The organism is Rhabdaerophilum sp. SD176, from assembly GCF_030143245.1.
GTDB lineage: Bacteria > Pseudomonadota > Alphaproteobacteria > Rhizobiales > Beijerinckiaceae > Rhabdaerophilum.
Genome location: NZ_JARJNS010000005.1, coordinates 313,118 through 336,665 on the forward strand (window position 1 = coordinate 313,118; position 23,548 = coordinate 336,665).

Annotated in this window: 25 protein-coding genes; 10 read left to right on the forward strand and 15 right to left on the reverse strand. The window is 65.5% G+C overall.

The genetic code is table 11. The features are described 5' to 3' along the window. Position 1: 1 nt before the first annotated feature. On the reverse strand, positions 2–1,081 hold the full coding sequence (hrcA, locus tag P0652_RS13745; protein WP_284179396.1) for a heat-inducible transcriptional repressor HrcA: 1,080 nt from the start codon (positions 1,079–1,081) through the stop codon (positions 2–4). Between the two features lie 164 nt (positions 1,082–1,245). Here hrcA and rph point away from each other — a divergent pair, with 164 nt between their 5' ends. From rph to hemW, 3 genes are read left to right on the forward strand one after another with little or no spacing between them, the layout of a single operon-like run. Continuing rightward, the gene (gene rph / locus P0652_RS13750; RefSeq protein WP_284179397.1) at positions 1,246–1,962 is read left to right on the forward strand and encodes a ribonuclease PH; all 717 of its coding nucleotides are present in this window, start codon (positions 1,246–1,248) and stop codon (positions 1,960–1,962) included. Positions 1,963–1,964: 2 nt separating this feature from the next. Beyond that, complete coding sequence (locus P0652_RS13755) at positions 1,965–2,612, forward strand: non-canonical purine NTP pyrophosphatase (protein ID WP_284179398.1); 648 nt, start codon at positions 1,965–1,967, stop codon at positions 2,610–2,612. Further along, a complete protein-coding gene (gene hemW / locus P0652_RS13760; protein WP_284179399.1) occupies positions 2,612–3,778 on the forward strand; it encodes a radical SAM family heme chaperone HemW in 1,167 nt (388 codons plus the stop codon). The genes P0652_RS13755 and hemW overlap by 1 nt, the downstream gene beginning before the upstream one ends. 3 nt (positions 3,779–3,781) lie before the next feature. On the opposite strand, the gene P0652_RS13765 is transcribed toward hemW, so the two are convergent. Further along, positions 3,782–5,026 (reverse strand): penicillin-binding protein activator, encoded by a 1,245-nt coding sequence (locus P0652_RS13765; RefSeq protein ID WP_284179400.1) that lies wholly within the window; start codon positions 5,024–5,026, stop codon positions 3,782–3,784. 259 nt (positions 5,027–5,285) lie between these two features. On the opposite strand from P0652_RS13765, the gene rsmI reads away from it, so the two are divergent. The 5 genes from rsmI (at position 5,286) to grpE (ending at position 11,087) form a co-directional block, all read left to right on the forward strand. Then, positions 5,286–6,182, forward strand: coding sequence for a 16S rRNA (cytidine(1402)-2'-O)-methyltransferase (gene rsmI / locus P0652_RS13770; RefSeq protein ID WP_284179401.1), 897 nt, complete (start codon positions 5,286–5,288; stop codon positions 6,180–6,182). Next, the gene (locus tag P0652_RS13775; RefSeq protein WP_284179402.1) at positions 6,169–6,537 is read left to right on the forward strand and encodes a YraN family protein; all 369 of its coding nucleotides are present in this window, start codon (positions 6,169–6,171) and stop codon (positions 6,535–6,537) included. Before rsmI ends, P0652_RS13775 begins: the two co-directional genes overlap by 14 nt. 117 nt (positions 6,538–6,654) lie before the next feature. Then, positions 6,655–7,596: a glutathione synthase gene (gshB, locus tag P0652_RS13780; RefSeq protein WP_284179403.1), complete on the forward strand. Its 942-nt coding sequence runs from the start codon at positions 6,655–6,657 to the stop codon at positions 7,594–7,596. Positions 7,597–7,646: 50 nt separating this feature from the next. Next, positions 7,647–10,355, forward strand: coding sequence for a [protein-PII] uridylyltransferase (locus P0652_RS13785; protein WP_502947533.1), 2,709 nt, complete (start codon positions 7,647–7,649; stop codon positions 10,353–10,355). A 69-nt stretch (positions 10,356–10,424) separates the two neighbouring features. Next, the gene (grpE, locus tag P0652_RS13790) at positions 10,425–11,087 is read left to right on the forward strand and encodes a nucleotide exchange factor GrpE (RefSeq protein WP_284179405.1); all 663 of its coding nucleotides are present in this window, start codon (positions 10,425–10,427) and stop codon (positions 11,085–11,087) included. 29 nt (positions 11,088–11,116) lie between these two features. Here grpE and P0652_RS13795 read toward each other — a convergent pair whose 3' ends face one another. From P0652_RS13795 to P0652_RS13820, 6 genes are all read right to left on the reverse strand, one after another. Next, positions 11,117–11,737 carry a 2,3-bisphosphoglycerate-dependent phosphoglycerate mutase gene (locus tag P0652_RS13795; RefSeq protein ID WP_284179406.1) on the reverse strand — a complete coding sequence of 207 codons (621 nt, stop codon included), beginning with the start codon at positions 11,735–11,737 and terminating at the stop codon, positions 11,117–11,119. A gap of 144 nt (positions 11,738–11,881) precedes the next feature. After that, positions 11,882–12,685: a 4-hydroxy-tetrahydrodipicolinate reductase gene (dapB, locus tag P0652_RS13800; RefSeq protein WP_284179555.1), complete on the reverse strand. Its 804-nt coding sequence runs from the start codon at positions 12,683–12,685 to the stop codon at positions 11,882–11,884. A 16-nt stretch (positions 12,686–12,701) separates the two neighbouring features. Further along, complete coding sequence (locus tag P0652_RS13805; protein WP_284179407.1) at positions 12,702–13,004, reverse strand: DUF1330 domain-containing protein; 303 nt, start codon at positions 13,002–13,004, stop codon at positions 12,702–12,704. An 11-nt stretch (positions 13,005–13,015) separates the two neighbouring features. Next, entirely contained in the window at positions 13,016–13,303 is a 288-nt protein-coding gene (locus P0652_RS13810) for a DUF1330 domain-containing protein (protein WP_284179408.1), read from the reverse strand. Positions 13,304–13,314: 11 nt separating this feature from the next. Next, positions 13,315–14,007, reverse strand: coding sequence for an orotidine-5'-phosphate decarboxylase (gene pyrF / locus P0652_RS13815; protein WP_284179556.1), 693 nt, complete (start codon positions 14,005–14,007; stop codon positions 13,315–13,317). Further along, positions 14,007–14,588, reverse strand: a complete 582-nt coding sequence (locus P0652_RS13820; protein ID WP_284179409.1) for an NADPH-dependent FMN reductase — start codon at positions 14,586–14,588, stop codon at positions 14,007–14,009. Before P0652_RS13820 ends, pyrF begins: the two co-directional genes overlap by 1 nt. Before the next feature lie 81 nt (positions 14,589–14,669). Here P0652_RS13820 and P0652_RS13825 point away from each other — a divergent pair, with 81 nt between their 5' ends. After that, entirely contained in the window at positions 14,670–15,704 is a 1,035-nt protein-coding gene (locus tag P0652_RS13825) for a cysteine synthase A (RefSeq protein ID WP_284179410.1), read from the forward strand. Between the two features lie 10 nt (positions 15,705–15,714). On the opposite strand, the gene P0652_RS13830 is transcribed toward P0652_RS13825, so the two are convergent. The 6 genes from P0652_RS13830 to P0652_RS13855 form a co-directional block, all read right to left on the reverse strand. Next, positions 15,715–16,185: a class I SAM-dependent methyltransferase gene (locus P0652_RS13830; RefSeq protein ID WP_502947528.1), complete on the reverse strand. Its 471-nt coding sequence runs from the start codon at positions 16,183–16,185 to the stop codon at positions 15,715–15,717. 288 nt (positions 16,186–16,473) lie between these two features. Then, on the reverse strand, positions 16,474–17,616 hold the full coding sequence (dnaJ, locus tag P0652_RS13835) for a molecular chaperone DnaJ (protein WP_284179411.1): 1,143 nt from the start codon (positions 17,614–17,616) through the stop codon (positions 16,474–16,476). A 92-nt stretch (positions 17,617–17,708) separates the two neighbouring features. After that, entirely contained in the window at positions 17,709–19,625 is a 1,917-nt protein-coding gene (gene dnaK / locus P0652_RS13840) for a molecular chaperone DnaK (protein ID WP_284179412.1), read from the reverse strand. Positions 19,626–19,800: 175 nt separating this feature from the next. Then, the gene (locus P0652_RS13845; RefSeq protein WP_284179413.1) at positions 19,801–20,436 is read right to left on the reverse strand and encodes a trimeric intracellular cation channel family protein; all 636 of its coding nucleotides are present in this window, start codon (positions 20,434–20,436) and stop codon (positions 19,801–19,803) included. A 48-nt stretch (positions 20,437–20,484) separates the two neighbouring features. Further along, on the reverse strand, positions 20,485–21,366 hold the full coding sequence (locus tag P0652_RS13850) for a methylated-DNA--[protein]-cysteine S-methyltransferase (protein WP_284179414.1): 882 nt from the start codon (positions 21,364–21,366) through the stop codon (positions 20,485–20,487). Between the two features lie 56 nt (positions 21,367–21,422). Then, positions 21,423–21,929: a DUF2244 domain-containing protein gene (locus P0652_RS13855; protein ID WP_284179415.1), complete on the reverse strand. Its 507-nt coding sequence runs from the start codon at positions 21,927–21,929 to the stop codon at positions 21,423–21,425. 63 nt (positions 21,930–21,992) lie between these two features. On the opposite strand from P0652_RS13855, the gene nth reads away from it, so the two are divergent. Then, on the forward strand, positions 21,993–22,730 hold the full coding sequence (nth, locus tag P0652_RS13860) for an endonuclease III (protein WP_284179416.1): 738 nt from the start codon (positions 21,993–21,995) through the stop codon (positions 22,728–22,730). 3 nt (positions 22,731–22,733) lie between these two features. On the opposite strand, the gene P0652_RS13865 is transcribed toward nth, so the two are convergent. Continuing rightward, entirely contained in the window at positions 22,734–23,537 is an 804-nt protein-coding gene (locus tag P0652_RS13865) for an undecaprenyl-diphosphate phosphatase (protein WP_284179417.1), read from the reverse strand. Positions 23,538–23,548 lie beyond the last annotated feature (11 nt).

Sequence of the window (23,548 nt, forward strand, 5' to 3'; positions counted from 1 at the left end):
CTCACCCCCGCTCGAGCAGCTTCCCCATCACCCGCGCGGTGTAATCCACCATCGGCACGATGCGCGCATAATTGAGCCTCGTCGGGCCGATCACGCCGACAATCCCGACGATCTTCTGCTCGCTGTCGCGGAACGGCGCCGCGATCATCGACGAGCCGGAGAGCGAGAACAGCTTGTTCTCCGAGCCGATGAAGATGCGCACCCCATCGCCTTCCTCTGCCCGGTTGAGCAGGTCGATCACATCCTTCTCGCGCTCGAGATCGGCGAAAAGCCGCCGCATCCGCTCGAGATCGGTCATCGCCGTCAGGTCCTCGAGCAGGTTGGCCTGCCCGCGCACGATGAGGCGCATATCGCCGGCATCGCTGGTGGTGCTGGCCAGGCCGCTATCGACCAGCCGGGCCGAAAGCTCGCTGATCTCCGCCTCCATGGCCGCCCGGTTGCGGGCAATGTCAGCCTTGACCTCGCCGAGCGTCCGCCCGCGCAGTCGATGGTTGAGGTAGTTTGACGCCTCGACCAGCGCCGAGGCCGGCAGGCCGGCCGGCAGGTTCACGAGGCGGTTCTCGATCGACCCGTCATCGGAAACGAGCACGACCAGCGCCTGTTCCGGGTCGAGCCGGACGAATTCGAGATGCTTGAGCCGCTTGTTCGACTTCGAGGTCACGACGACGCCCGCCCCGCGGCTGACGCCCGAAAGCAAGGTCGTCGCCTCGGCGAGGGCATCGTCGAAGCTGCGCCCGGCCCCGCCGGCGCGGATCTGCGCTTCGATCCGGTCACGGTCCTCGGCCGAGACATCGCCGATCTCGAGGATGGAATCGACGAAGAGCCGCAGGCCCTTCTCTGTCGGCAGCCGGCCGGCCGAGATATGCGGCGCATAGATCAGGCCGAGATCCTCGAGATCCTGCATCACGTTGCGCACGGTGGCAGCCGAGAGGGAAACCGGCAGGGACTTCGAGATATTGCGCGAGCCCATCGGCTCGCCGGCTTCGAGATAGCCTTCCACAACCCGGCGGAAAATATCCCGCGAACGCTGGTCAAGTTCGGCCAGCGCGGGCGGTGGCGTCATGTCACCGTCTTTTTTCATGGCCTTTCCTGGTCACTCCGAAAGTCGACCCACCCCGCCACTATGCGCAAGGGCATTCGCAAGGGGAATACCACTCTTGTCATTCGTATGGCTTGAATGCCAGCGCAATCACGCGTAGAAGCCGCGGCCGGCTCCCGCTCCCCGGGGCCGCAGGAGAAGCCATCATGCGTCCCTCGAAACGCGCGCTCGACGAAATGCGGGCGGTCTCGCTCACGCGGAATGTCGCGCGCTATGCCGAAGGCTCCTGCCTCGTGAAATTCGGCGAGACGCATGTGCTCTGCACCGCCTCGCTCGAAGAGCGCGGACCGTCCTGGCTGCGTGGCACCGGCAAGGGCTGGGTCACGGCGGAATATTCGATGCTGCCCCGCGCCACGCTGGAGCGGACGCGCCGCGAGGTTACCGCGGGCAAGCCCTCCGGCCGTACGCAGGAGATCCAGCGGCTGATCGGCCGCGCGCTGCGGGCCGTTGTCGATCTTCCTGCCCTCGGCGAGAAGCAGATCACCATCGATTGCGATGTGCTGCAGGCCGATGGCGGAACGCGCACCGCGGCGATTACCGGCGCCTGGGTGGCGCTGCATGATTGCTTCGCGTGGATGCAGTCCCGCAACATGGTCACCACCATGCCTTTGCGGGATCATGTCGCGGCGATTTCCTGCGGCATCTACCGCAACAATCCGGTGCTCGACCTTGATTATGTCGAGGATTCCAACGCCGAGACGGATGCGAATTTCGTGATGACCGGCCGCGGCGGCATTGTCGAGGTGCAGGGCACGGCCGAGGGTGCGCCCTTCTCCGAGGAAAACCTCCTCGCCCTGCTGGGTCTTGCGCGCAAGGGCATCCAGGAACTCGTCGCGCTGCAGAAGACCGCGATAGCGGGGTAATCATGGCCCGTCCGATCACCGGGCGACTCGTCATCGCCACGCATAATGCCGGCAAGCTTGTCGAGATGACCGAGCTTCTCGCCCCCTATGGCATCGCCACCGTTTCAGCGGGCGAACTCGGCCTGCCCGAGCCCGAGGAAGACGGGATGATGTATGCCGAAAACGCCGCCATCAAGGCGCTGGCGGCGGCGCGGGCGGCCAATCTGCCGGCGCTTGCGGATGATTCCGGCCTTGCGGTCGATGCGCTCGACGGCGCACCCGGTCTCTTCACGGCGGACTGGGCCGGCAAGCCGCGCGATTTCGGCCGGGCCATGGCCCGCGTCGCTGACGAATTGCGCCTGCGGGAGGTCGAGCCGGAAGGCGCACGCGCGCATTTCGTCTCCGCGCTCATGGTCGCCTGGCCTGACGGGGAGACACTCCTCGCCGAGGGGCGCGTATTCGGCGCGCTCACCTTCCCGCCAAGGGGCAGCGCCGGTTTCGGGTACGATCCGATCTTCCGGCCTGATGGCCATGACAGGACGTTTGGCGAGATGTCCGCCGAGGAAAAACATGGTATCCGCAAGATCGATGGCCGCCTTGAAGGCTTGTCGCATCGCGCGCGGGCCTTCATTCGCCTGGTGGCGAAAGCCGGATTGACGGAAAAGCGCTGATGAAGCCCGCACAACCGCCTTTCGACGCCGGATTCGGCGTCTACGTTCATTGGCCCTTCTGTCAGGCCAAATGCCCCTATTGCGATTTCAACTCGCATGTCCGGCGCGGCGGCATCGACGAGGCGCGCTTCGTCGCCGCTTTCGCCCGTGAGATCGACCATATGGCCAGCCTTGCACCGGCACGGCAGGTCAGCTCGATCTTCTTCGGGGGTGGCACGCCGTCGCTGATGAAGCCGGAAACCGTCGGCGCCATTCTCGAGGCTATCGGCGCCCACTGGTCGGTGACGCCCGATTGCGAGATCACGCTGGAAGCCAACCCGACCAGCGTCGAGGCCGGTCGTTTCGCCGGGTATCGCGCCGCCGGGATCAACCGCGTCTCGCTCGGCGTGCAATCGCTCGTCGAGCCGGACCTCAAGGCCCTCGGCCGTCTGCACAGTGTCGGCGAGGCGCTGGTTGCGGTGTCCATCGCCGCCAAGCACTTCCAGCGTTTCTCGTTCGACCTGATCTATGCCCGGCCCGGGCAGACGGTGGCAGACTGGCGCGAGGAATTGATCGAGGCGTTGGCCCACGCGCCCACCCATCTCTCGCTGTACCAGCTGACCATCGAGCCCGACACGCCGTTCAAGGCGCTGCACGAGGCGGGGAAGCTGGTCATCCCCGATCATGATCTCGCCCGCGACCTCTATGAGGCCACGCAGGAGATCTGCGACAAATACGGCATGCCGGCCTACGAGGTCTCGAACCATGCCCGACCGGGCGACGAATGCCGCCACAACCTGCTCTACTGGCGCTACGGCGAATATGCCGGCATTGGCCCCGGGGCCCATGGCCGCCTCTTCACCGAGCGCGGGCGCCGCGCCCTGGTGACCGAGCGCTCGCCCGAAGCCTGGCTCGATTATGTCGAGCGCGATGGTCACGGCATCGTCGGTGACGAGACGCTCTCCAATGAAAACGAGGCCGATGAGTTTCTGCTGATGGGCCTGCGTCTGCGCGAAGGGATCGATCCGAAGCGCTTCGCCCTGCTCAAGGGCAAGGCGTTCGACGCGAGGCGTATTGCCGCTCTCTCCGAGGAGGGTTTGATCGAGCCTTGCAACGACGGCAGGCTTCGTGTTTCGCGCGAGGGGTTTCCGGTCCTCGACGCGATCGTGGCCGATCTCGCGGCCTGAGCTTCAGTTCACCCCGACAAAGCTGCCCGGCGCCTGCGCGATGGCCCGGGCCGAGCCCGAACGGATCTCGTAGACCACGAGCCCGCGATCATTCAGGCCGTTCTGCCGGAACCGGAAGACGCCGTCCTGCCCGGAAAAGCCATTGCCATTGGTCAGCGTGGCCTCGCTGAAGCGCTGGGTGCCGAAATTCTGCGTCAGGGCGCTGGCGAGGGTCACCGCATCATAGCCAAGCGTGGCGATGCGGGTCGGGGCCGAGCCGAACTGGCTCTGGTAACGCCCGGCCAGCGCGTTGAACCGGGCATTGTCCGGCGCGGCGAACCATGCGCCGTCCAGCGTGCCCATGCCATGCACGCGCGGATCGTTCCAGATCCCGGTCGAGATGATCTGCAGGTCGCGGCCCGTCAGCCCGGCGGCGGCCATGCTCTGGGTCACGGCGCCGATTCCGTCGGCGCCCTCGCCGATGAACAGGGTATCGGCCGAGGATTGCGCCTGCTTGACTTGCGCGACAGCTGCATCGATCGACGCCTTGTTGCCCGGCTGGTAACGGGCCACGGTCGCGACGCGGCGGCCACCCTGGTTGGCGACCTGCTGGAATTCGGCCTCGACGACATTGCCATACGGCGTCTGCGGAATGAGCGCCGAGAAGGACCGCTTGCCACGGCTGCCGGCAAAGGTGACGACGCGCTGGACATCCGATTGCGGCAGGAAGCTGAGCAGATAGACCCCGCGTTGCGCTGCGCCTGCATCCGACGAGAACGCGATGACCGGCTTCCCGGCTGGCCGGGCCACGGCAGCGACGGCCTGCACGGAAGGCGCGAAAAGCGGGCCGATGATCAGTTCGACGCCTTCGCCGAGCAGTTCCTGCGCAGCCTGGCGTGCACCATCGGGCGTGCCCTTGTCGTCCCGGACCAGCAGCTGGATGCTCGATTGCCCGCCGGAGAAGTCGCTGATCGCCATCTGTGCGGCATTCCGCAGGCTGAGTGCCGCCGCCTGGCCGTTGGCCGAGGAGAGCGGCAGGATGAGTCCGACCTTGACCGATCCGTTGCCAATCACATCGCCGGTTGGCGTATTGGGCGGTGGCGCGTCGCTCCCGGGGCCGACCAGACCATCAAGACCCCCGGCGCACCCAGCCATGAGACTGGCCAGACCGATCGTTGCCAGGAGCCGCCGCCGCGACGGGGAAGACACCCCGATCAGCTTCGGATGAGCCGGCTCCCATGTGTTGCCCACAGTCTTGCGACCCGTCATCGCGATACTCCACCCTCGCATGTGCGGGTTTCCCGAGGCGGAATCCGGCACATTTCCAGAGTCACGAAAGCCAGAAATTGGGGCAAGTTCAAGGATCACTTGAAAAGAGCGTTAACGATATTTGCAAACCATGTTGTCTGTGCCACGGCACTTCATGCGGGATCGCTGTTTTGCAAACCGCCTTCCGCTGTGGCAGCAAGGCGAGAATCCCGCCCCGAATCGTGCCTTGGCGGGCTTGTCGCACAGGCTGGATCGCATCATGGCGTCACAATTCACGGTTCTGGGGCTGGCGGCCGAGGCCGATCGGCTTCAGCCGGGCCTGCATATCGTGGCCACCCCGATCGGCAATCTCGGCGACATCACCCTGCGTGCCCTGTCCACTTTGGCCGCTGCCGATGCCATCCTCGCCGAGGACAAGCGGGTGACGAAGGTCCTTCTCGCCCATTACGGCATCACGACCCCGATCCTGGCCTATCATGAGCACAATGCCGGCGAGATGCGTCCTGTCGTGCTGGAGCGGCTTGCCGCCGGGCAGGCCCTCGCGCTGGTCTCCGATGCCGGCACCCCCCTCGTCTCCGATCCCGGCTACAAGCTGGTCGAGGCGGCTGTTGCTGCCGGCCATCCCGTGACCGCCCTGCCGGGTGCCTCCGCCGTCCTGACGGGCCTTGTCCTCTCCGGCCTGCCGAGTGACCGCTTTTTCTTCGAGGGTTTCCTGCCCTCGCGCAGCACCGAAAGGCGACGGCGGCTTGGCGAGCTGGCCGCCATTCCCGCCACCCTTGTCTTCTTCGAAGCGCCACACCGCACGCCCGAATCGCTTGCCGACATGGCCGATATCCTCGGCGAAAGGCCGGCGGCCCTCGCGCGTGAGCTGACCAAGAAATTCGAGACCGTCCGTCGCGGCCTCCTGCCGGATCTCGCTGCTGCCTTCGCGACGGAAGGCCCGCCCCGGGGGGAAGTCGTGCTGATGGTCGGCCCGCCAGGAGCCGGGGCCGGCCTCACCGACGAAGCCATCGATTCCGCCCTCCGCGCGGCGCTGGAAGGCCATACGCAGCGGGATGCCGTCCATCTCGTGGCCGCCGAACTGGGCCTGCCGCGCAAGCGCGTCTATGCGCGCGCGCTCCGGCTCGGCGAGGGGGCGCCGGATGACGAAGGTTGATCGCCGGCAGGCCTTCCTGCTCGGCCACGATGCCGAGTTCTGGGCCGGCCTGCTGTTGCGGGCCAAGGGCTACCGCATCCTCGCCCGCCGCTATCTCCGGGCCGGCGGCGAGATCGACCTGATCGCCCAGCGTTTCGGAACACTCGCCTTCGTCGAGGTGAAGGCCCGGCCGAGCCTCGAGGAGGCGCTCGCTGCGGTTTCCGAAGCCAAGCTTGCCCGCATGGCCCGGCCAGCCCGCGCCTTCCTCGCCAGTCGGCTGGTACAACCGAAGGTGATCCGCTGCGATGCGATCCTGGTTGCGCCCGGCCGCTGGCCGCGCCATATCGAGGCGGTCGGCGACCTGCCGCTCGACTAGCCGTGTTTTCCCGCGCTTCCGGCTCGGTTCGCCTTTGGGAAAAGCGGGGAATCAGGAATACCGTGCCTGACGGATGGAGAGGGCTCCATCGGGATGGTACCTGCAGCCGGAGGCACTATGGCGCTCAAAATCGCCGTCCAGATGGACCCGATCGAGAAGATCAAGATTGCCGGGGATTCAACCTTCGCGCTGATGCTGGAAGCGCAGGCGCGCGGCCATTCGCTCCATGTCTACGGCGCGGAAGACCTGACCCTGTGCGACAACCACCTGACCGCCAGGATGCGCTCGGCCCATGTCCGCGATGTCGTGGGCGACCACGTCACCCTCGGCGGGTCCGAGCGCTTCGACGTTTCGGCCTTCGATGTCGTGCTGATGCGGCAGGACCCGCCTTTTGACCTCGCCTATATCACGGCCAGCCACCTGCTCGAACGCGTTCATCCCCGGACGCTGGTGGTGAATGACCCGGCCCATGTGCGCAATGCGCCGGAAAAGATCCTCGTCACCGAATTCCCGGATCTGATGCCGCCGACGCTGATCTCGCGCGATCGCGCCGAGATCGAGGCCTTCCGCGCCGAACATGGCGATCTCGTCATGAAGCCGCTCTACGGAAATGGCGGTGCGGGCGTGTTCAAGGTCGCCCGCGACGACCTCAATTTCAACGGCTTCATGGATCATTTCGCCGGCATTGCCCGCGAACCCTGGATGATCCAGCGCTTCCTGCCGGCCGTCCATGCCGGCGACAAGCGCATCATCCTCGTCGATGGCGTCGCCATGGGCGGCGTCAACCGGGTCCCGGCGGCGGGCGACATCCGGTCGAACCTCGTCCGCGGCGGTGCTGCCGAATCGACCGACTTCACCCCGAGGGAACGCGAGATCTGCGAGCGCATTGGCCCGCTCTTGCGCGAGCGCGGGCTGATCTTCGTCGGAATCGATGTGATCGACGGCAATCTGACCGAGATCAACGTCACCTCGCCGACCGGCATCCGCGCGATCAAGCGGCTCGGTGGCCCGGATCTGGCGGTGCCGGTCTGGGATGCGATCGAGAGGCGGCTCGGGTGAGGGCGGGCGAGGAATTCCTGCGCCATGCGGCCGGGAGCCTGACCGAGCCGATGCCGGTCGACCTGCCCGGAGAACAGGCGCGCGGCGTCTTCGTCCAGCGCGCCAAGACTTTCCTCGCCAAGGCGCGGATCGAAGCCGAGGCTGTTCTGGGCCGCGAGGGCGGATTCGCCTGCGCGCGAATCCTTTCCACGGCGCAGGACATGGTGATCGAGGCGCTGTTCGACCTTGCCCGCGAGCGGCTTTACCGGGCGCACAATCCCACGTCGGGCGAGAAGATCGCCGTGGTTGCCGTCGGCGGCTACGGCCGCGGTACGCTGGCGCCCGGCTCGGATACCGACATCCTCTTCCTGCTGCCGGTCTCCACGCCGTGGGGCGAGAGCATCGCCGAGGCCATGCTCTATGCCCTGTGGGATATCGGGCTGAAGGTCGGGCATGCGACCCGCACCATCGAGGAATGCATCCGCGTCGGCCGCGAGGATCTCACGGTCCGCACCGCCCTGCTCGAATCGCGGCTGGTTGTGGGGGACGGCACGGTTTTCGAGGATTTCCAGCAGCGTTTCGACCGGCAGGTCGTCCAGGGGCGCACCACGGAATTCGTTCAGGCGAAACTGGCCGAGCGCGACGAGCGGATCCTCAGGGCCGGCCAGTCGCGCTATCTTGTCGAGCCGAATGTAAAGGAAGGCAAGGGCGGCTTCCGCGACCTGCAGACCCTCTACTGGATCGTGAAATACGCCTATCGCATCAAGGATCCGCGCGAGCTTGTCCGCGTCGGCGTCTTTACCGCGCGCGAACTTGGCCTGTTCCGCCGCTGCGAGGAATTCCTCTGGCGCGTCCGCTGCCATATGCATTTCGCGACCGGTCGGGCCGAGGAGCGGCTGACCTTCGATGTGCAGCGCCTGATTGCAGAACGCATGGGCTACCGGGATCGTGGCCCGACCAGCGCGGTCGAGCGGTTCATGAAGCACTACTTCCTGATCGCCAAGGAAGTCGGCGATCTCTCGGCCATCGTCTCCGCTGCGCTGGAAGCACGCGACGAAAAGCCCAGGGCGCTGCTTTCCCGCGTCGTCGGGCGTCTGCGCGGCCGCGCGAAGCCGCTTTCCGGCACGCGCAGTTTCGTGCTCCAGAACAACCGCATCTCGACATCGGGGCCGGATGTGTTCCGCGAGGATCCGGTCAACCTGATCCGCCTCTACTGGTATGCTGATCGCGACCAGTTGCCCATCCACCCGCATGCCACCCGGCTGGTGACGCTGTCGCTGCGGCTGATCGACGAATCGCTCCGGCAGGATGTGGAGGCCAACCGTCTTTTCCTCGAGATCCTGACCTCACGCCGGCAGCCGGATACGGTGCTGCGCCTGATGCACGAATCCGGTGTCCTCGGCCGCTTCATCCCGGATTTCGCCCGCATTTCCGCGATGATGCAATTCTCGATGTATCATCATTACACGGTGGATGAGCACACCCTCCGGTGCCTCGGCGTTCTGGCGCAGCTGGAACGCGGCGAATTGCGCGAGGAGCTGCCGCTTTCCAACCACATCCTTCCTCTGATCCAGAACCGCCGGCTGCTCCATGTCGCGCTGTTCCTGCACGATATTGGCAAGGGCCGCAGGGAATCGCACGAGGCGGTTGGCGCGCGCATCGCCCGCCAGCTCTGCCCGCGTCTTGGCCTGACGCCGCAGGAAACAGACACGGTCGTCTGGCTGGTCGAGAACCACCTGATCATGTCGCAGTCCGCGCAGAGCCGCGATATTTCCGACCCTCGCACCATCGCGACCTTCACCGAGAACATCCATACGATGGAGCGGCTGCGCCTGCTGCTCGTGCTGACAGTCTGCGATATCCGCGGCGTCGGGCCCGGCGTCTGGAACGGCTGGAAGGGCCAGCTTTTGCGCTCGCTCTATCGCGAGACCGAGATGATGCTCTCCGGCGATTACGGCGGCGCCGAACGGGGCGAACGCATCCAGCTTGCGCAGCGCGCCCTGCGCGAGAAACTGCCGGACTGGAGCGACGAGCGCTTCCGCGCCTTTGCCCAGCGCCATAACCCGGCCTACTGGATGAAGGTCGATCTCGCCCACCAGATCCAGCATGCCCGGCTGGTCGAGAAGGCCGAGAAACTCGGAGACAGATTCCAGGTCGAGACTGCAACGGATGCCTTCCGCGGCGTGACGGAACTGGCGGTGCTCGCCATCGACCATCCGAGGTTGCTCTCGATCCTCACCGGCGCCTGCGCCGCCGCCGGCGCGAATATCGTGGAAGCCCAGATCTCAACAACGCAGGACGGGTTCGCCCTCGATACGATCACCATTTCGCGGGCCTTCAATCAGGATGCCGACGAGATGCGCCGGGCCGAGCGGGTGGCGAGGCACATCGTCGCGACACTGAAAGGCGAGGTCCGCCTGCCGGAAATCGTGGCGTCGCGCCGCGCCCAGACCACGGTTTCGCAGGCCTTCCGCGTTGCGCCGGATGTCACGATCGACAACGAGCTCTCCTCGAAATCGACCGTGGTCGAGGTGACCGGCCTCGACCGGCCCGGCTTGCTCTATGAGCTGACGACCGAGTTCGGCAAGCAGAACCTCAACATCAATTCCGCGCGCATCGTCACCTATGGCGAGAAGGCGGTGGACGTCTTCTACGTGACCGATCTGACCGGGGGAAAGATTTCGCAGGCAGCCCGCCAGCAACGCCTGCGCAAGGCCCTGCTGGACGTCCTCTCCCAGCCCGATCCGGCCCAGCCGGCGAATTCCCCGAACGCCGCTTGATTTTGCGGCAGGGAATCCTGATATCGGGTTCAGATTCTCAATCCCTTGCAAGATGTGGAAGGATGATCGATGAGCAGCGATCAGGACAACAAGCCCGCGGCCAACGCGGCCGATGCCCCGTCGACGGTGCCGGATGCCGAACGTCTGGCGACATTGGAGCGGGAAAATGCTGACCTGAAGGACCGGCTGTTGCGCGCCCTGGCCGAAATGGAGAATCTCCGCCGCCGGACCGAGCGTGAATTGCAGGACCAGCGCGCCTATGCGATCACCAAATTCGCCGGTGACATGATCAGCACGGCGGACAATCTCCGCCGCGCGCTCGATGCGCTGCCCAAGCCCGAGGAAGGCGAGACGGTCGAACGCGAGCCGGCAGTCCAGGCGTTGATCGATGGAGTCGAGTTGACCGAGCGCGAATTGATCAAGGCGCTCGAGCGCCATGGCGTGAAGAAGCGTGTGCCGGTGGGCGAGCGGTTCGATCCGCATCGCGATCAGGCCATGTTCGAAATCCCGGACGAGACCCAGCCGAACGGCACCGTGATGCAGGTCGTCCAGCCCGGCTACACGATCGGCGAGCGCACCCTGCGCCCCGCGATGGTCGGTGTGTCAAAGGGCGGCCCGGCCCGCCCGCCGGTCGAGGCAGAAGCTTCGGCCGAACCGGCGTCTTCTCCCGCCGCCGAGGCGCCGCGCCCGCAGGGTGATCCGGCCAAGCCGCGCTTCGACAAACGGGCCTGAATGAGGAGGCCCGCCGCTCAGCGGGCCCTTCAGGCAAGTTCCTTGCACGAGGCGATCGTCGAATCCGGATTGAGCCGATAAACAATCGGAACGCCAGTGGCGAGTTCACGGGCGATGATCGCCTCGCCTGACAGGCCTTCCATCGCCATGATCAGGGCCCGCAGCGAATTGCCATGCGCCGCGACCAGCACGCGCTTGCCGCCGAGCACCTGCGGCAGGATGCGGTGGATGTAATAGGGCAGCACGCGCGCCGCAGTGTCCTTCAGGCTCTCGCCACCGGGCGGCGGGATGTCGTAGGAGCGGCGCCAGATATGCACCTGCTCCTCGCCCCATTTCGCACGGGCATCGTCCTTGTTGAGGCCGGCCAGATCGCCGTAATCCCGTTCGTTCAGTGCCACATCGCGGATCGTCTCGAGCCCCGGCTGGCCCAGCCCTTCGAGGATCAGGCGGCAAGTATGCTGCGCACGGCTGAGATCGGAGGTGAAGGCGATATCGAAGCCGATTCCCTCGCCCTTGAGCCGTACCGCGGCGGCCTTGGCTTCCTCGACACCCTGCGCCGTCAGGGCAGGGTCCTTCCAGCCGGTGAAGAGGTTCTTCAGGTTCCATTCGCTCTGGCCATGGCGGCAGAGCACGAGCAGGCGGTCAGACATCGACAAATCCTTCGGCAAGAAAGTCCCGGTGATTCCATGTTCCGGTGCAGGAGCCGCAAGCAGGCGGGCGCCCGGTTCTTGGGGCAAAAGCTCTTGGCGCGAAAGCGGCCGGCTTTCAACCCCTGCTTCCGGCGGGCGCCGGGCTCAGCCGGTCAGGCCGAGCACATCGTCCATCGAAAAATGGCCGGGTTTCCGGCCTCTTCCCCACAGGGCCGCCTTCACGGCACCCTGTGCGAACAGGCCGCGGTCCTCGGCGATATGGCGGAGTTCGAGCCGCTCGCCATTGCCGGCGAAGATGACCGTATGGTCACCCACCACAGTGCCGCCGCGCAGGGCCTGGAACCCGATCGTTCCCGGCTCCCGCATCCCGGTATGCCCGTCCCGCGCCCGGACAGACTGGCTGCGAAGATCGACTTGCCGGCCCGCCGCTGCTGCCTCGCCGAGCAGCAGGGCCGTGCCGGATGGCGCATCCACCTTCATCCGGTGATGCATTTCCACGATCTCGATATCCCAATCAGCCGCCAGCGAGGCCGCAGCGCGGCGGACGAGCGCGGCCAGCATGTTGACGCCGAGGCTGAAATTCCCCGAGCGGATGATCACGGCATGCCGCGCGGCGGCATCAAGCCGGTCGAGATCGGCATCGCCGAGGCCCGTCGTGCCCACGACATGCACCAGCCGGGCCTGCGCGCTCAGTTCGGCAAAGCCGGATGTCGCGGCCGGCGCGGTGAAGTCAAGCACGCCATGCGCGCGTACGAAAGCCGCGAGTGCATCGCTTGTCACCGGGATGCCATTCGGCGTCAGTCCGGCCAGCCCGCCGGAATCCTGCCCCAGCAGCGGCGAAGCCTCATGCTCGACCGCCGCATGCAGCACGGTATCCGGGTTTTCGGTCACGGCCCGCACGAGAGCCCGGCCCATCCGGCCGCCCGCTCCCACCACCACAAGGCGCATCGGATCCGTCATCGGCTCAGCCCGCATAGCCCGGGCAGATCACGAGATCGATTTCGCCGACCTGGTCGAGATGGACCTTCGCCGCCTGGTATTCGGGCGAGTGGTAGCAGGCGACCGCCGTGTCGTAATCCGGGAATTCGACCACCACATTGTGCTTGCGCGGCTGCCCCTTGGCGACAAGGCCCGCCGGCCCGCGGACGATGAACCGGCCACCGTATTTCTCGAAGGCGATCACGTTCAGCGAGCGGTACTTCTGGTAGGCGTCATCATTGCTGACATCCACCCGGGCGACCCAATAGGCCTTGGTTGCGGTGCTCATCCCGGCCTCCCTTACACGCCTTCGACGATGACGAAATCACCGACGCTGACCGGCCAGCGGAGGCGGCGGGCCTCGGTATATTCGGGCGAGAAGAAATAGGCCTTCGCGGCGTCGAAACTCTCGAACTCGATCACGACATTGCGCGTCCGGCCCTCGCCCTCGACAATCTCGAACCGGCCGCCACGCGCCAGGAATGTGCCGCCGTATTTCTTGATCGCCTCGCTCGCCTTGGCGGCATAGGCCTTGTAGGCCTCGGGGTCATGCACGGAGACACGGCCGACAATATAGGCTTTGGGCATGGCGTTTCCTTTCAGGCTGTCTTGGCGAGGTCGTCGAGGATGCGGGCCAGCGCAAGGGCTGGGTCCGGGGCGGCCGTGATCGGCCGCCCGATGACCAGATGGTCGGCGCCGGCGCGGACAGCATCCTGCGGCGTCATGATGCGCTTCTGGTCGCCCACCGCATCGCCGGCGGGGCGGATCCCCGGCGTGACGAGCAGCAGGTCGGGCCCGACCGCGGCGCGGACAACGCCGATATCGGTGGCGGAGCAGACCAGCCCGCCGATCCCGGCCTCCATCACCTGCCGTGCCCGGAGCGGCACCATCTCCGCGACGGGACGGGCATAGCCGGCTTCGACGAGATCGGCATCATCCATCGAGGTGAGCACCGAGACGCCCAGCACCGAAAGCGAGCTGCCGGCAGCACCCCTGGCGGCGGCCCGCATGGTCTGCGGATAGGCATGGACCGTCAGGAACCGCGCGCCGAGGCCGGCAATCTGGCTCACGCCCTTTTCGATCGTGTTGGGAATGTCATGCAGCTTGAGATCGAGAAAGACATGCTTGCCTGCCGCGATCAGGGTCTTGGCCAGCTCGATCCCGCCGACAAAGGCCAGCTCGTAGCCGATCTTGTAGAAGCGGCCGGCATCGCCGAGCGTTTCGACCATGGCCGAGGCCGCCCGCGTATCGGGCAGGTCGAGGGCGATGATCACGCGTTCGCCGGGATGCATCACGGGCTCTCCAGCCGCGGAACGGCGGCGCTGCGGCGGCATTCCAGCACCAGCCGCTTCAGCGTGGCGTCGAGGAACTTGCTGGCGCCCTCATCGGTCAGCCCGCCTTCGGCCGGCAGGACCTTGTTGGCAAAGGGCACCGAGGCCATGTCCGGAATGACCAAGGCGCCGAAGCCCAGTTCGAGCATCGTGCGGAACTGCGTCAGCGCGCGATAGCCGCCGCGCGCGCCGGGCGAGGCCGCACCGAGCGCCACCACCTTGCCGGCAAGGCCCGGCCCGTCCTTGCGCACCATGCTGACCCAGTCGAGCGCATTCTTGAGCAGGGCCGGATAGCCGGAATTGTATTCGGGGCAGGCGATGAAGAGCCCGTCATGCTCCAGCACCTGCGTCGTCAATGCCCGCGCGGCGAAGGGGGGATCGGCCCGGCCGTCATCATCGGCGAAAGGCAGCGCGTGATCGGCAAGCGACAGCGCCGTCACTGTAACGCCGAGCCCTTCCAGCTTCTGCGCGGCGACATCGGCCAGTCGCTGGTTCAGCGACGCCGGACGTGTGGAGCCGGAAAAGACGAGAATGGATGTCATGCCTGACCTCAGCCTTGTTGCCGCACGCTGCTGGCTTTAGAGGAAGGGGCAGGACTTGCAAGCCCCGCCCGGAGACGTCGAATGATTTTTGATGGATTGGTTCCTGCGATCGGCAACACGCCGCTGATTCGGCTGAAGCGTGCCTCGGAGGAGACCGGCTGTACGATCCTCGGCAAGGCGGAATTCCTCAATCCCGGCCAGTCAGTGAAGGACAGGGCCGCGCTCTTCATCCTGAAGGATGCCCTTGCCAAAGGCCTCGTCCGCCGCGGCGGCGTGGTGGTGGAAGGCACGGCCGGCAATACCGGGATCGGGCTGACGCTGGTCGGCAACACGCTCGGCCTGCGCACGGTGATCGTCATCCCCGACAGCCAGAGCGAGGAGAAGAAACTCGCGCTCAAGGCCGGCGGTGCCACCCTGATCGAGGTGCCGCCAGCGCCCTATTCGAACCCGAACAATTTCGTCCGTGTCTCGGGCCGGCTGGCCGAGCAGCTGGCGAAGACCGAGCCGAACGGCGCGGTCTGGGCCAACCAGTTCGACAATGTCGCCAACCGGCAGGCCCATATCGAGACGACCGGGCCCGAAATCCTGCGTGACCTTGACGGCAAGATCGACGGCTTCATCTGCGCGGTCGGTTCCGGCGGCACTCTGGTCGGCACCGCGATGGCCCTGCGCGCCGCGCGCCCGGATGTCCGGATCGGCCTTGTCGATCCCCACGGCGCCGCGCTTTACAGCTACTACAGCGAGGGTGTGCTCAAGGCCGAGGGATCCTCGATCTCGGAAGGGATCGGGCAGGGGCGGATCACGAAGAACCTCGAGGGGTTCACGCCGGATTTCGCCTGCCGCGTGCCGGATGAGGAAGCGCTGCGTATCGTCTACCAGCTGATCGAGGAGGAAGGCCTCGTGCTTGGCTCGTCCTCCGGCATCAACGTTGCCGGCGCGATCCGCTTGGCGCGGGAGATGGGCCCCGGCCACACGATCGTGACGATTCTCTGCGATTACGGAACGCGCTATGCGTCGCGACTCTTCAACCCGGACTTCCTGCGCAGCAAGAACCTGCCGGTGCCGGGTTGGCTGGAGCGTGGAGTGAGCATCACGGCGCCGCTCGAAACGCCCTGACCGCCGAGGCTCAGGCGTTCTCGCCCTTGCGATAGACCCAGACCCGGGCTGGCGGCAGGTTCAGCCAGACGCGCGGGCTGACCTCGGCATCGAAGTCCCGGTTGCGCAGCGGGATCGGCGAGACCGTCGCATAGGTGAACTGGATGAAGGGTGCTCCCGGATGCATCAGGTCAAAGCTGCCATGCAGCAAGGCGAGACGCTGGCTTTCCGGCCGTGTGAAGAGCGGCAGGGATGAAACCAGCGCGGCCGCACGCTCGACCATCGGGCCAAGGGCCGCCTGCAGGCGGTAGGCATCGCCCTCGATGACGGTCGCTTTCGGGAAGCGCTTCTGCAGCAGCCTGCAGAAATCCGGGTTGAACTCGATGAGGATCAGTCGCTCTTCCGCCACGCCATGGCGGATCAGCGCTTCCGTCACAGGGCCCGTGCCCGGACCGAGCTCGATCACCGGACCGGGGACCGTCACGTCGACATAGCGCGCCATGGTTCGGGCCAGCTGCTTGCCAGAAGGGGAAACCGCGCCGGTGATGAGAGGGCGGTCAAGCCATGATTTCAGAAACCTCGCCTCATCCTGGAGTTGAACGTCGAGGGCGATCCGCTTTGCCGTCTTCTGGCTTGGACGACGAAACCCGCCGAAGGGGGCCAGGGGGCTGTTGTGTCCCGACAATGTCTTTTCCTGTGCGATGAGCGATCAAAAAGGTGGTCGGCTATATGAGCACCATTCATGTCGGTTTCAAGTCTAACCGGCTTAAGGCCGGCCCGGCCTGGTCATTCAGTTCGGAGCGCCGCCGAAGAAATCCTTCACGCGGGCGAAGAACCCGGCGGATTCGGGGCTCGTCTCCTTCGACGAAGCGCTCTCGAACTCGGCCAGCAATTCACGCTGCCGCTTCGTGAGGTTCTGCGGGGTTTCCACGACAGCCTGGACATAGAGATCGCCCATTTCCTTCGAACGCAGGATCGGCATCCCCTTGTTTCGAAGGCGGAACTGCTTGCCGGACTGCGTGCCCTCCGGAACGCGGATCCTCGCCTCGCTGCCATCCAGTGTCGGCACGGCCACTTCTGTGCCCAGGGCTGCCGCCACCATGGAAATCGGCACCCGGCAGAAAAGGTCGGCGCCGTCGCGGCTGTAAAAACCATGCGGCTTCACCGACAGGAAAATATAAAGATCCCCCGATGGCGCACCGCGCATGCCGGCCTCGCCCTCGCCGGCCAGGCGGATCCGCGTGCCGTCTTCCACGCCGGCCGGCACATTGACCGAGAGCGTCCGCTCCCGTGTGACGCGGCCCGCACCGCCGCAGCTGCGGCAGGGATCCTCGATCACCTCGCCGCGGCCGCCACAGGTCGGGCAGGTCCGCTCGATCGAGAAGAAACCCTGCGTCGCCCGGACGCGCCCTGCACCGCCACAGGTGCCGCAGGTCTTCGGTTTGGAGCCCGGTTTGGCGCCGGTGCCGGAGCAGGCCTCGCAGGTGATCGCGGTCGGCACCTTCACCGTCGCGTTCTTGCCCTTGTAGGCCTCTTCCAGCGTGATCTCGAGATTGTAGCGCAGGTCGGCACCGCGTTCGCGGCCACGCCCGCCACTGCGCCGTCCGCCACCGCCGAACACATCGCCGAAAATATCCTCGAAGATGTCGCTCATCGACGAAGCGAAATCCGGCCCGAACCCGCCGGGCCCGCCCGGGCCGCCACCGCCTTCGAAGGCCTGATGGCCGAACCGGTCATAGGCGCCGCGCTTTTGCGGGTCCGAGAGAACCTGATAGGCCTCGTTGAGTTCCTTGAACTTGCGTTCGGCTTCCGCATCGCCCGGGTTCTTGTCCGGGTGGAACTGCATCGCCAGCTTGCGGAAGGCGCTTTTCAGCGCGGCTTCATCCGCATTCTTCGGAACGCCCAGAACCTCGTAATAGTCACGCTTGGCCATGCGCATGGCTCCAGATCAGGCGGGAAGGAGCCCGGCGGCACGCCGGGCGATCCGGAAGGCAGGGCGGCCGCAGGGGCAGCCCCTCCTCGACATCAGGCCGACTTCTTGCCCTTGTCGTCGCCCGAGACATCCTTGAACTCGGCGTCGATCACGTCATCCGTCTTCACGCCATCCTTCTCGGCATCCGCCTTGGCGGCAGCTTCCTGCTCGGCCTTGTAGATCGTCTCGCCGATCTTCATGGCCGCCTGGACGAGTTCATTCGTCCGGGTGGTGATCACCTCGGCATCCTCAGCCTGGAGCACATCGCGCAGGGCAGCCACGGCTTTCTCCACCGCGTCCTTCTCGGCAGCGCCCAGCTTGGCCTCATGCTCCTTCACCGACTTCTCGGTGTCGAAGATCAGCTTCTCGGCGCCGTTCCGCGCCTCGACCAGCTCGCGCCGCTTCTTGTCCTCGGCGGCGTTCTCCTCGGCTTCCTTCACCATCTTCTGGATGTCGGCATCCGAGAGGCCACCCGAAGCCTGGATGCGGATCTGGTGTTCCTTGCCGGTGGCCTTGTCCTTGGCCGTCACATTGACGATGCCGTTGGCGTCGATATCGAAAGTGACCTCGATCTGCGGCATGCCGCGCGGAGCCGGAGGAATCCCGACAAGGTCGAACTGGCCGAGGATCTTGTTATCCGCTGCCATTTCGCGCTCGCCCTGGAAGACCCGGATCGTCACCGCGTTCTGGTTGTCCTCGGCGGTCGAGAAAACCTGGCTCTTCTTGGTCGGGATCGTGGTGTTGCGGTCGATCAGGCGGGTGAACACGCCGCCGAGCGTCTCGATGCCGAGGCTGAGCGGCGTGACGTCCAGCAGCAGCACGTCCTTGACGTCGCCCTGAAGCACGCCCGCCTGGACGGCGGCGCCGATGGCGACGACTTCATCCGGGTTGACGCCCTTGTGCGGCTCCTTGCCGAAGAACTGCTTCACGACTTCCTGGATCCGCGGCATGCGGGTCATGCCGCCGACAAGCACAACCTCGTCGATCTGGCCTGCCTGGATGCCGGCATCCTTGAGGGCCTTCTTGCACGGCTCGATCGTCCGCTGGACGAGATCATCGACCAGCGCCTCGAACTTGGCCCGGGTGAGCTTGAGCGTGAGATGCTTCGGACCGGTCGCGTCGGCGGTGATATAGGGCAGGTTGATTTCGGTCTGGGCCGTCGAGGACAGCTCGATCTTGGCCTTTTCCGCCGCTTCCTTCAGGCGCTGCAGCGCGAGCTTGTCCTTCTTGAGGTCAATGCCCTGCTCCTTCTTGAACTCGTCCGCGAGATACTCGACGAGGCGCATGTCGAAATCCTCGCCGCCGAGGAAGGTGTCGCCATTGGTCGATTTCACTTCGAACACGCCATCGCCGATCTCGAGGATCGAGATGTCGAACGTGCCGCCGCCAAGGTCATACACCGCGATCGTGCCGGTTGACTTCTTGTCGAGGCCATAGGCAAGCGCCGCTGCTGTCGGCTCGTTGATGATGCGCAAAACCTCGAGGCCGGCGATCTTGCCGGCATCCTTGGTCGCCTGGCGCTGGGCGTCATTGAAATAGGCCGGGACCGTGATGACCGCCTGATCGACCGGCTGGCCGAGATAGGCTTCGGCGGTTTCCTTCATCTTCATCAGCGTGAAGGCGGAGATTTGCGAGGGCGAATACTTCTTGCCGTCGGATTCGACCCAGGCATCGCCATTATCGGCCTTGACGATCGAATAGGGCACGAGGCCCTTGTCCTTCTGCGTCAGCGGATCGGCATAGGTACGGCCGATCAGGCGCTTGATCGCGAAGAAGGTCTTTTCGGGGTTGGTGACGGCCTGCCGCTTGGCAGGCTGGCCGACAAGGCGCTCGCCATCCGGCGTGAACGCGACGATGGACGGCGTGGTCCGCGCGCCCTCGGCATTCTCGATAACCTTCGGCGTGGAGCCTTCCATCACCGCGACGCACGAATTGGTCGTGCCCAGATCGATCCCAATAACTTTACCCATGACGAGCCCCTCTCGAGCGAGCGTTCGGTTCATCGCATCCCGGAGCGATGCGCGAACCTTGCCAATTGCGGTTAACGTTTCGTGACTGGGAGCGGTTTTCCCTGCCCGCTCGCGGCCTCATGCAGCGATATAGGAACCGCCTTTTGCCCCCACAAGGGTGGGTGACGCCAAAATGTCACAATCCGATTTCCTCCGGGCTCCGCCCCGGCCGCCTCCGGTACACGGGAAGCCGCCAGCGGAACCGGATGGCGAGGCCCCGCAGCACGAAGGCCAGAGCCACGCCGAAAAGGATGGCATGATCCCGCGGCAGGAATTCCAGCCCGAGAAGATAGCCCGCCGCGCCGAGGAAAGCCGCCGTCGCGTAGATCTCCCCGCGCATGATGACCGGGCTTTCCGCGCCCATCATGTCGCGGATGAAGCCGCCGACCACAGCGGTCATTACGCCGCAGGTCACGGCGACGAGGAAACCATGCCCCAGCGCTGCCTCGGCCCCGAGCACGCAGAACACGGCCATGCCCGCTGCATCGAGCCAGAGCAGGAGCCGAAGACGGGATTCGGGAAGATGGGCGAGAAAGAACGTCGCCGCCGAAGCGATCGCGCAGACGAGCAGATAGGCCGGTTCCTTCACCCAGAAAACCGGCACCGCCCCGAGCACGAGATCCCGGACCGTGCCGCCGCCGATCCCGGTGACAGTGCCGAAGAAGATGAAGGCGACGATGTCCATCTCCTTGCGCGAGGCGACGAGCGCGCCTGAAATCGCAAAGACGACGACGCCGATCCAGCCGATCAGGGTCAGGATGTCGAGGATCATCCTGCCTTTTGGCATGCCGGAGCGGGTCTGACAAATGCCCCGCAGGGTTCAGCCGCCCTGCCGGATCGCCTGCGCCGCTTCCCAGCCGAGCATCGCCCGCTTGCGCGTCAGGCCCCAGTGATAGCCGGTTAGCGCACCCGATTTGCCGACAACGCGGTGGCACGGCACGACGAAGGAGATCGGGTTGCGGCCCACCGCCGCGCCGACAGCCCGCGCCGCCTTCGGATTGTCCAGTTCCGCCGCGATCGAGGAATAGGTCGTCGCCCGGCCCATCGGAATGCGCAGCAACGTCTGCCAGACCCGGATTTCGAAATCCGTGCCGATCAGGAATACGTTGAGCGGCTGGTCCGGCTGCCAGGCTTCCTCGGCGAAAATCCGGCGAGCAAAGGGCGCGATCCTCGCGGTATCCCGCTCGTAGGCGGCATTCGGCCAGCGCCGGCGCATGTCCTCGAAGGCCGCTGCCTCGCCGCCCTCGTCGCAGAAGGCAAGGCCGCACAGGCCGCGGTCATTGATCATCGGCAGTGCAATGCCGAAGGGCGAGGGCACGAAATCGTAGGTGATCCGCAGGCCCGCGCCGCCATTCTTGTACTCGCCCGGAGACATGGCTTCATGCGTGACGAAAAGATCATGCAGCCGAGACGGGCCGGACATGCCGACCTCAAGGGCGCAGTCGAGCAGCGGCATGCCGTCATCGAGAAGGCGCTTGGCGTTGTCGAGTGTCACCGCCTGCAGGAAGGCCTTGGGCGTGAGCCCGCACCAGCGCCGGAACAGGGCGGTCAGATCACCCGGGGAAAGGCCGATTGACGCGGCAATTTCCTCGATGCCGGGCTGGTGCCGGCTGGTCTCGGTGATGAAACGCAGCGCCCGCTGCACGAGAGCGTAATCCGTCGCGGCCTGGGAGCCGGGCAGTCCGGCAAGACGATCGAGCATGGCAAACCTCCATGCTCGTCAATCTAGGCGCGGAACCTTCCCGCCACCACCCGATTTCATGCCGACCAGCGACGCGACCGGGCGAGGGCTTCCTGGAAATCGGCCGCGAATTCCGCCCGCTCGTCTGGGCCGAGCATGCTGGCGATCTCCACCCGTGAGCGGCCCTGGACAAGCGACAGCCGCTCGATCCCGAATTCCGGATGCTCCTGCTTCTCGAGCCGCGTCCAGAGCGGGTTGAACCGCACCTCGCGGACCACGCCGCGCCAGCTTACTGAACGGAACAGCAATTCGATCTGTGACAGGACGATCTGCTCGTAGGCCCGCGCCGTGGCGTTATGGTAGCGGAAGGCCGCATAGATCAGCGCGACATCGAGCCCCATGAAGCCGGCGATGGGCCATGCGCCGAGAATGAGGAACGGAATCGACACCGCGAGGCCGACCAACCCGACAAAGCCCATCACCCAGGCGAGCCCGTTCCGCGACAGCGAACGATGCGGATGCAGCGTCGCCTCGAAGAGCGGCGTCTCCAGCGGTGAAATCGGGTCGTTCGGAGGCGTGGACACGCTAGGTTTCCTCCCGGGCCTGCTCTAGAAAAGCAGGTCATTCCCGAGGAAAATCAACCCGTCATGAGCGCCGTGAGACAAAAGCCCGCATCCGCAGCCCCCGGGAAGCGCAAGCCGGCCCGCCCGACGGGTCGGCCCGTCGCCGAAATCGCCGAGATGTTCCGCCGGCTCCATGCGATCGAGCCGGAACCGAAGGGCGAACTCGAGCATTCCAATGCCTTCACCCTGCTGGTTGCGGTGGTGCTCTCGGCCCAGGCAACCGATGCCGGCGTCAACAAGGCCACGCGCAAACTCTTTGCAGAAGCAGATACGCCGCAAAAAATGCTTGCGCTTGGCGAGGATCGTGTGCGCGACCTGATCAAGACGATCGGCCTGTTCCGGAACAAGGCGAAGAACGTCATCCTGCTGAGCCAGGCACTGATCGAGCGGTTCGGCGGCGAGGTGCCGGCCGACCGCGATGCGCTGGTCACGTTACCAGGCGTGGGAAGGAAGACGGCGAATGTCGTGCTCAACATGGCGTTCGGCGAGGCGACCTTCGCGGTGGATACCCATGTCTTCAGGGTCTCGAACCTGCTGCCCATCGCTCCGGGCAAAACGCCGGAAGCCGTGGAAGCCGGGCTGGACCGCCTCATCCCCGAGCCCTACCGCCTGCACGCCCATCACTGGCTGATCCTGCACGGGCGCTACCTGTGCAAGGCGCGCAAGCCCGAATGCTGGCGCTGCCCGCTTGCCGATCTCTGCCGTCACGAGCCCAAAACACCAGCGCCCAAAACGCCAGTATCCAGGAGCCAGGCAGCCTGACAATCAGCGATAGACGAACCAGGCCGCGAGGCCGAAGCAGCCGACAATGATCCGCCACCAGGCGAAGGGCGTGAAGCCGTGCTTGGAAACGAAGCCGAGGAAGCCGCGCACCACAATGAGCCCGGTGATGAACGCGAAGACGAACCCGATCACCACCGCCATCACATCATCGAAGGCGAGCGTCTTGTAGCTCTTGAGCAGGTCGAAGGCGAAGGCGCCGGCCATGGTCGGCATGGCGAGGAAGAACGAGAATTCCGCTGCCACGCGTTTCTCCGCGCCCATCAGCATCGCACCGACAATCGTCGCACCGGAGCGCGAGACGCCGGGAATCATGGCGAGGCACTGGAAGGCGCCGATCTTCAACGCCATGGGCAGCGGGATGTCCATCACATCCTCGACCTTGCGCTCGAACCGGGTTTCATCGACCACGAGCAGGATGAGCCCGCCGGAGATCAGGCTGATGCAGACGATAAACGGGTTGAACAGCACGCCCTTGATGAAATCACGCGCGAAATAGCCGATCACCATGGCCGGAAGGAACGCAACGAGGATGGCCAGGATGAACATCTGCGACCGGCGGTCCGTGAAGGCGCCCTTCGCGAGAGCCAGCAGCTTCATCGAATAGACCGAGAGGATGGCAAGGATCGCGCCGAGCTGGATCAGCACCTCGAAACTATGGCCGGGCGAATGGAAATTCAGGTAATGCCCGAACAGGATCAGGTGGCCGGTCGAGGAGACCGGCAGGAACTCGGTGAGCCCCTCGATGAAGCCCAGGAGGGCGGCCTTGAGCGCAAGCGCGGTATTCATTCTTCGATAAC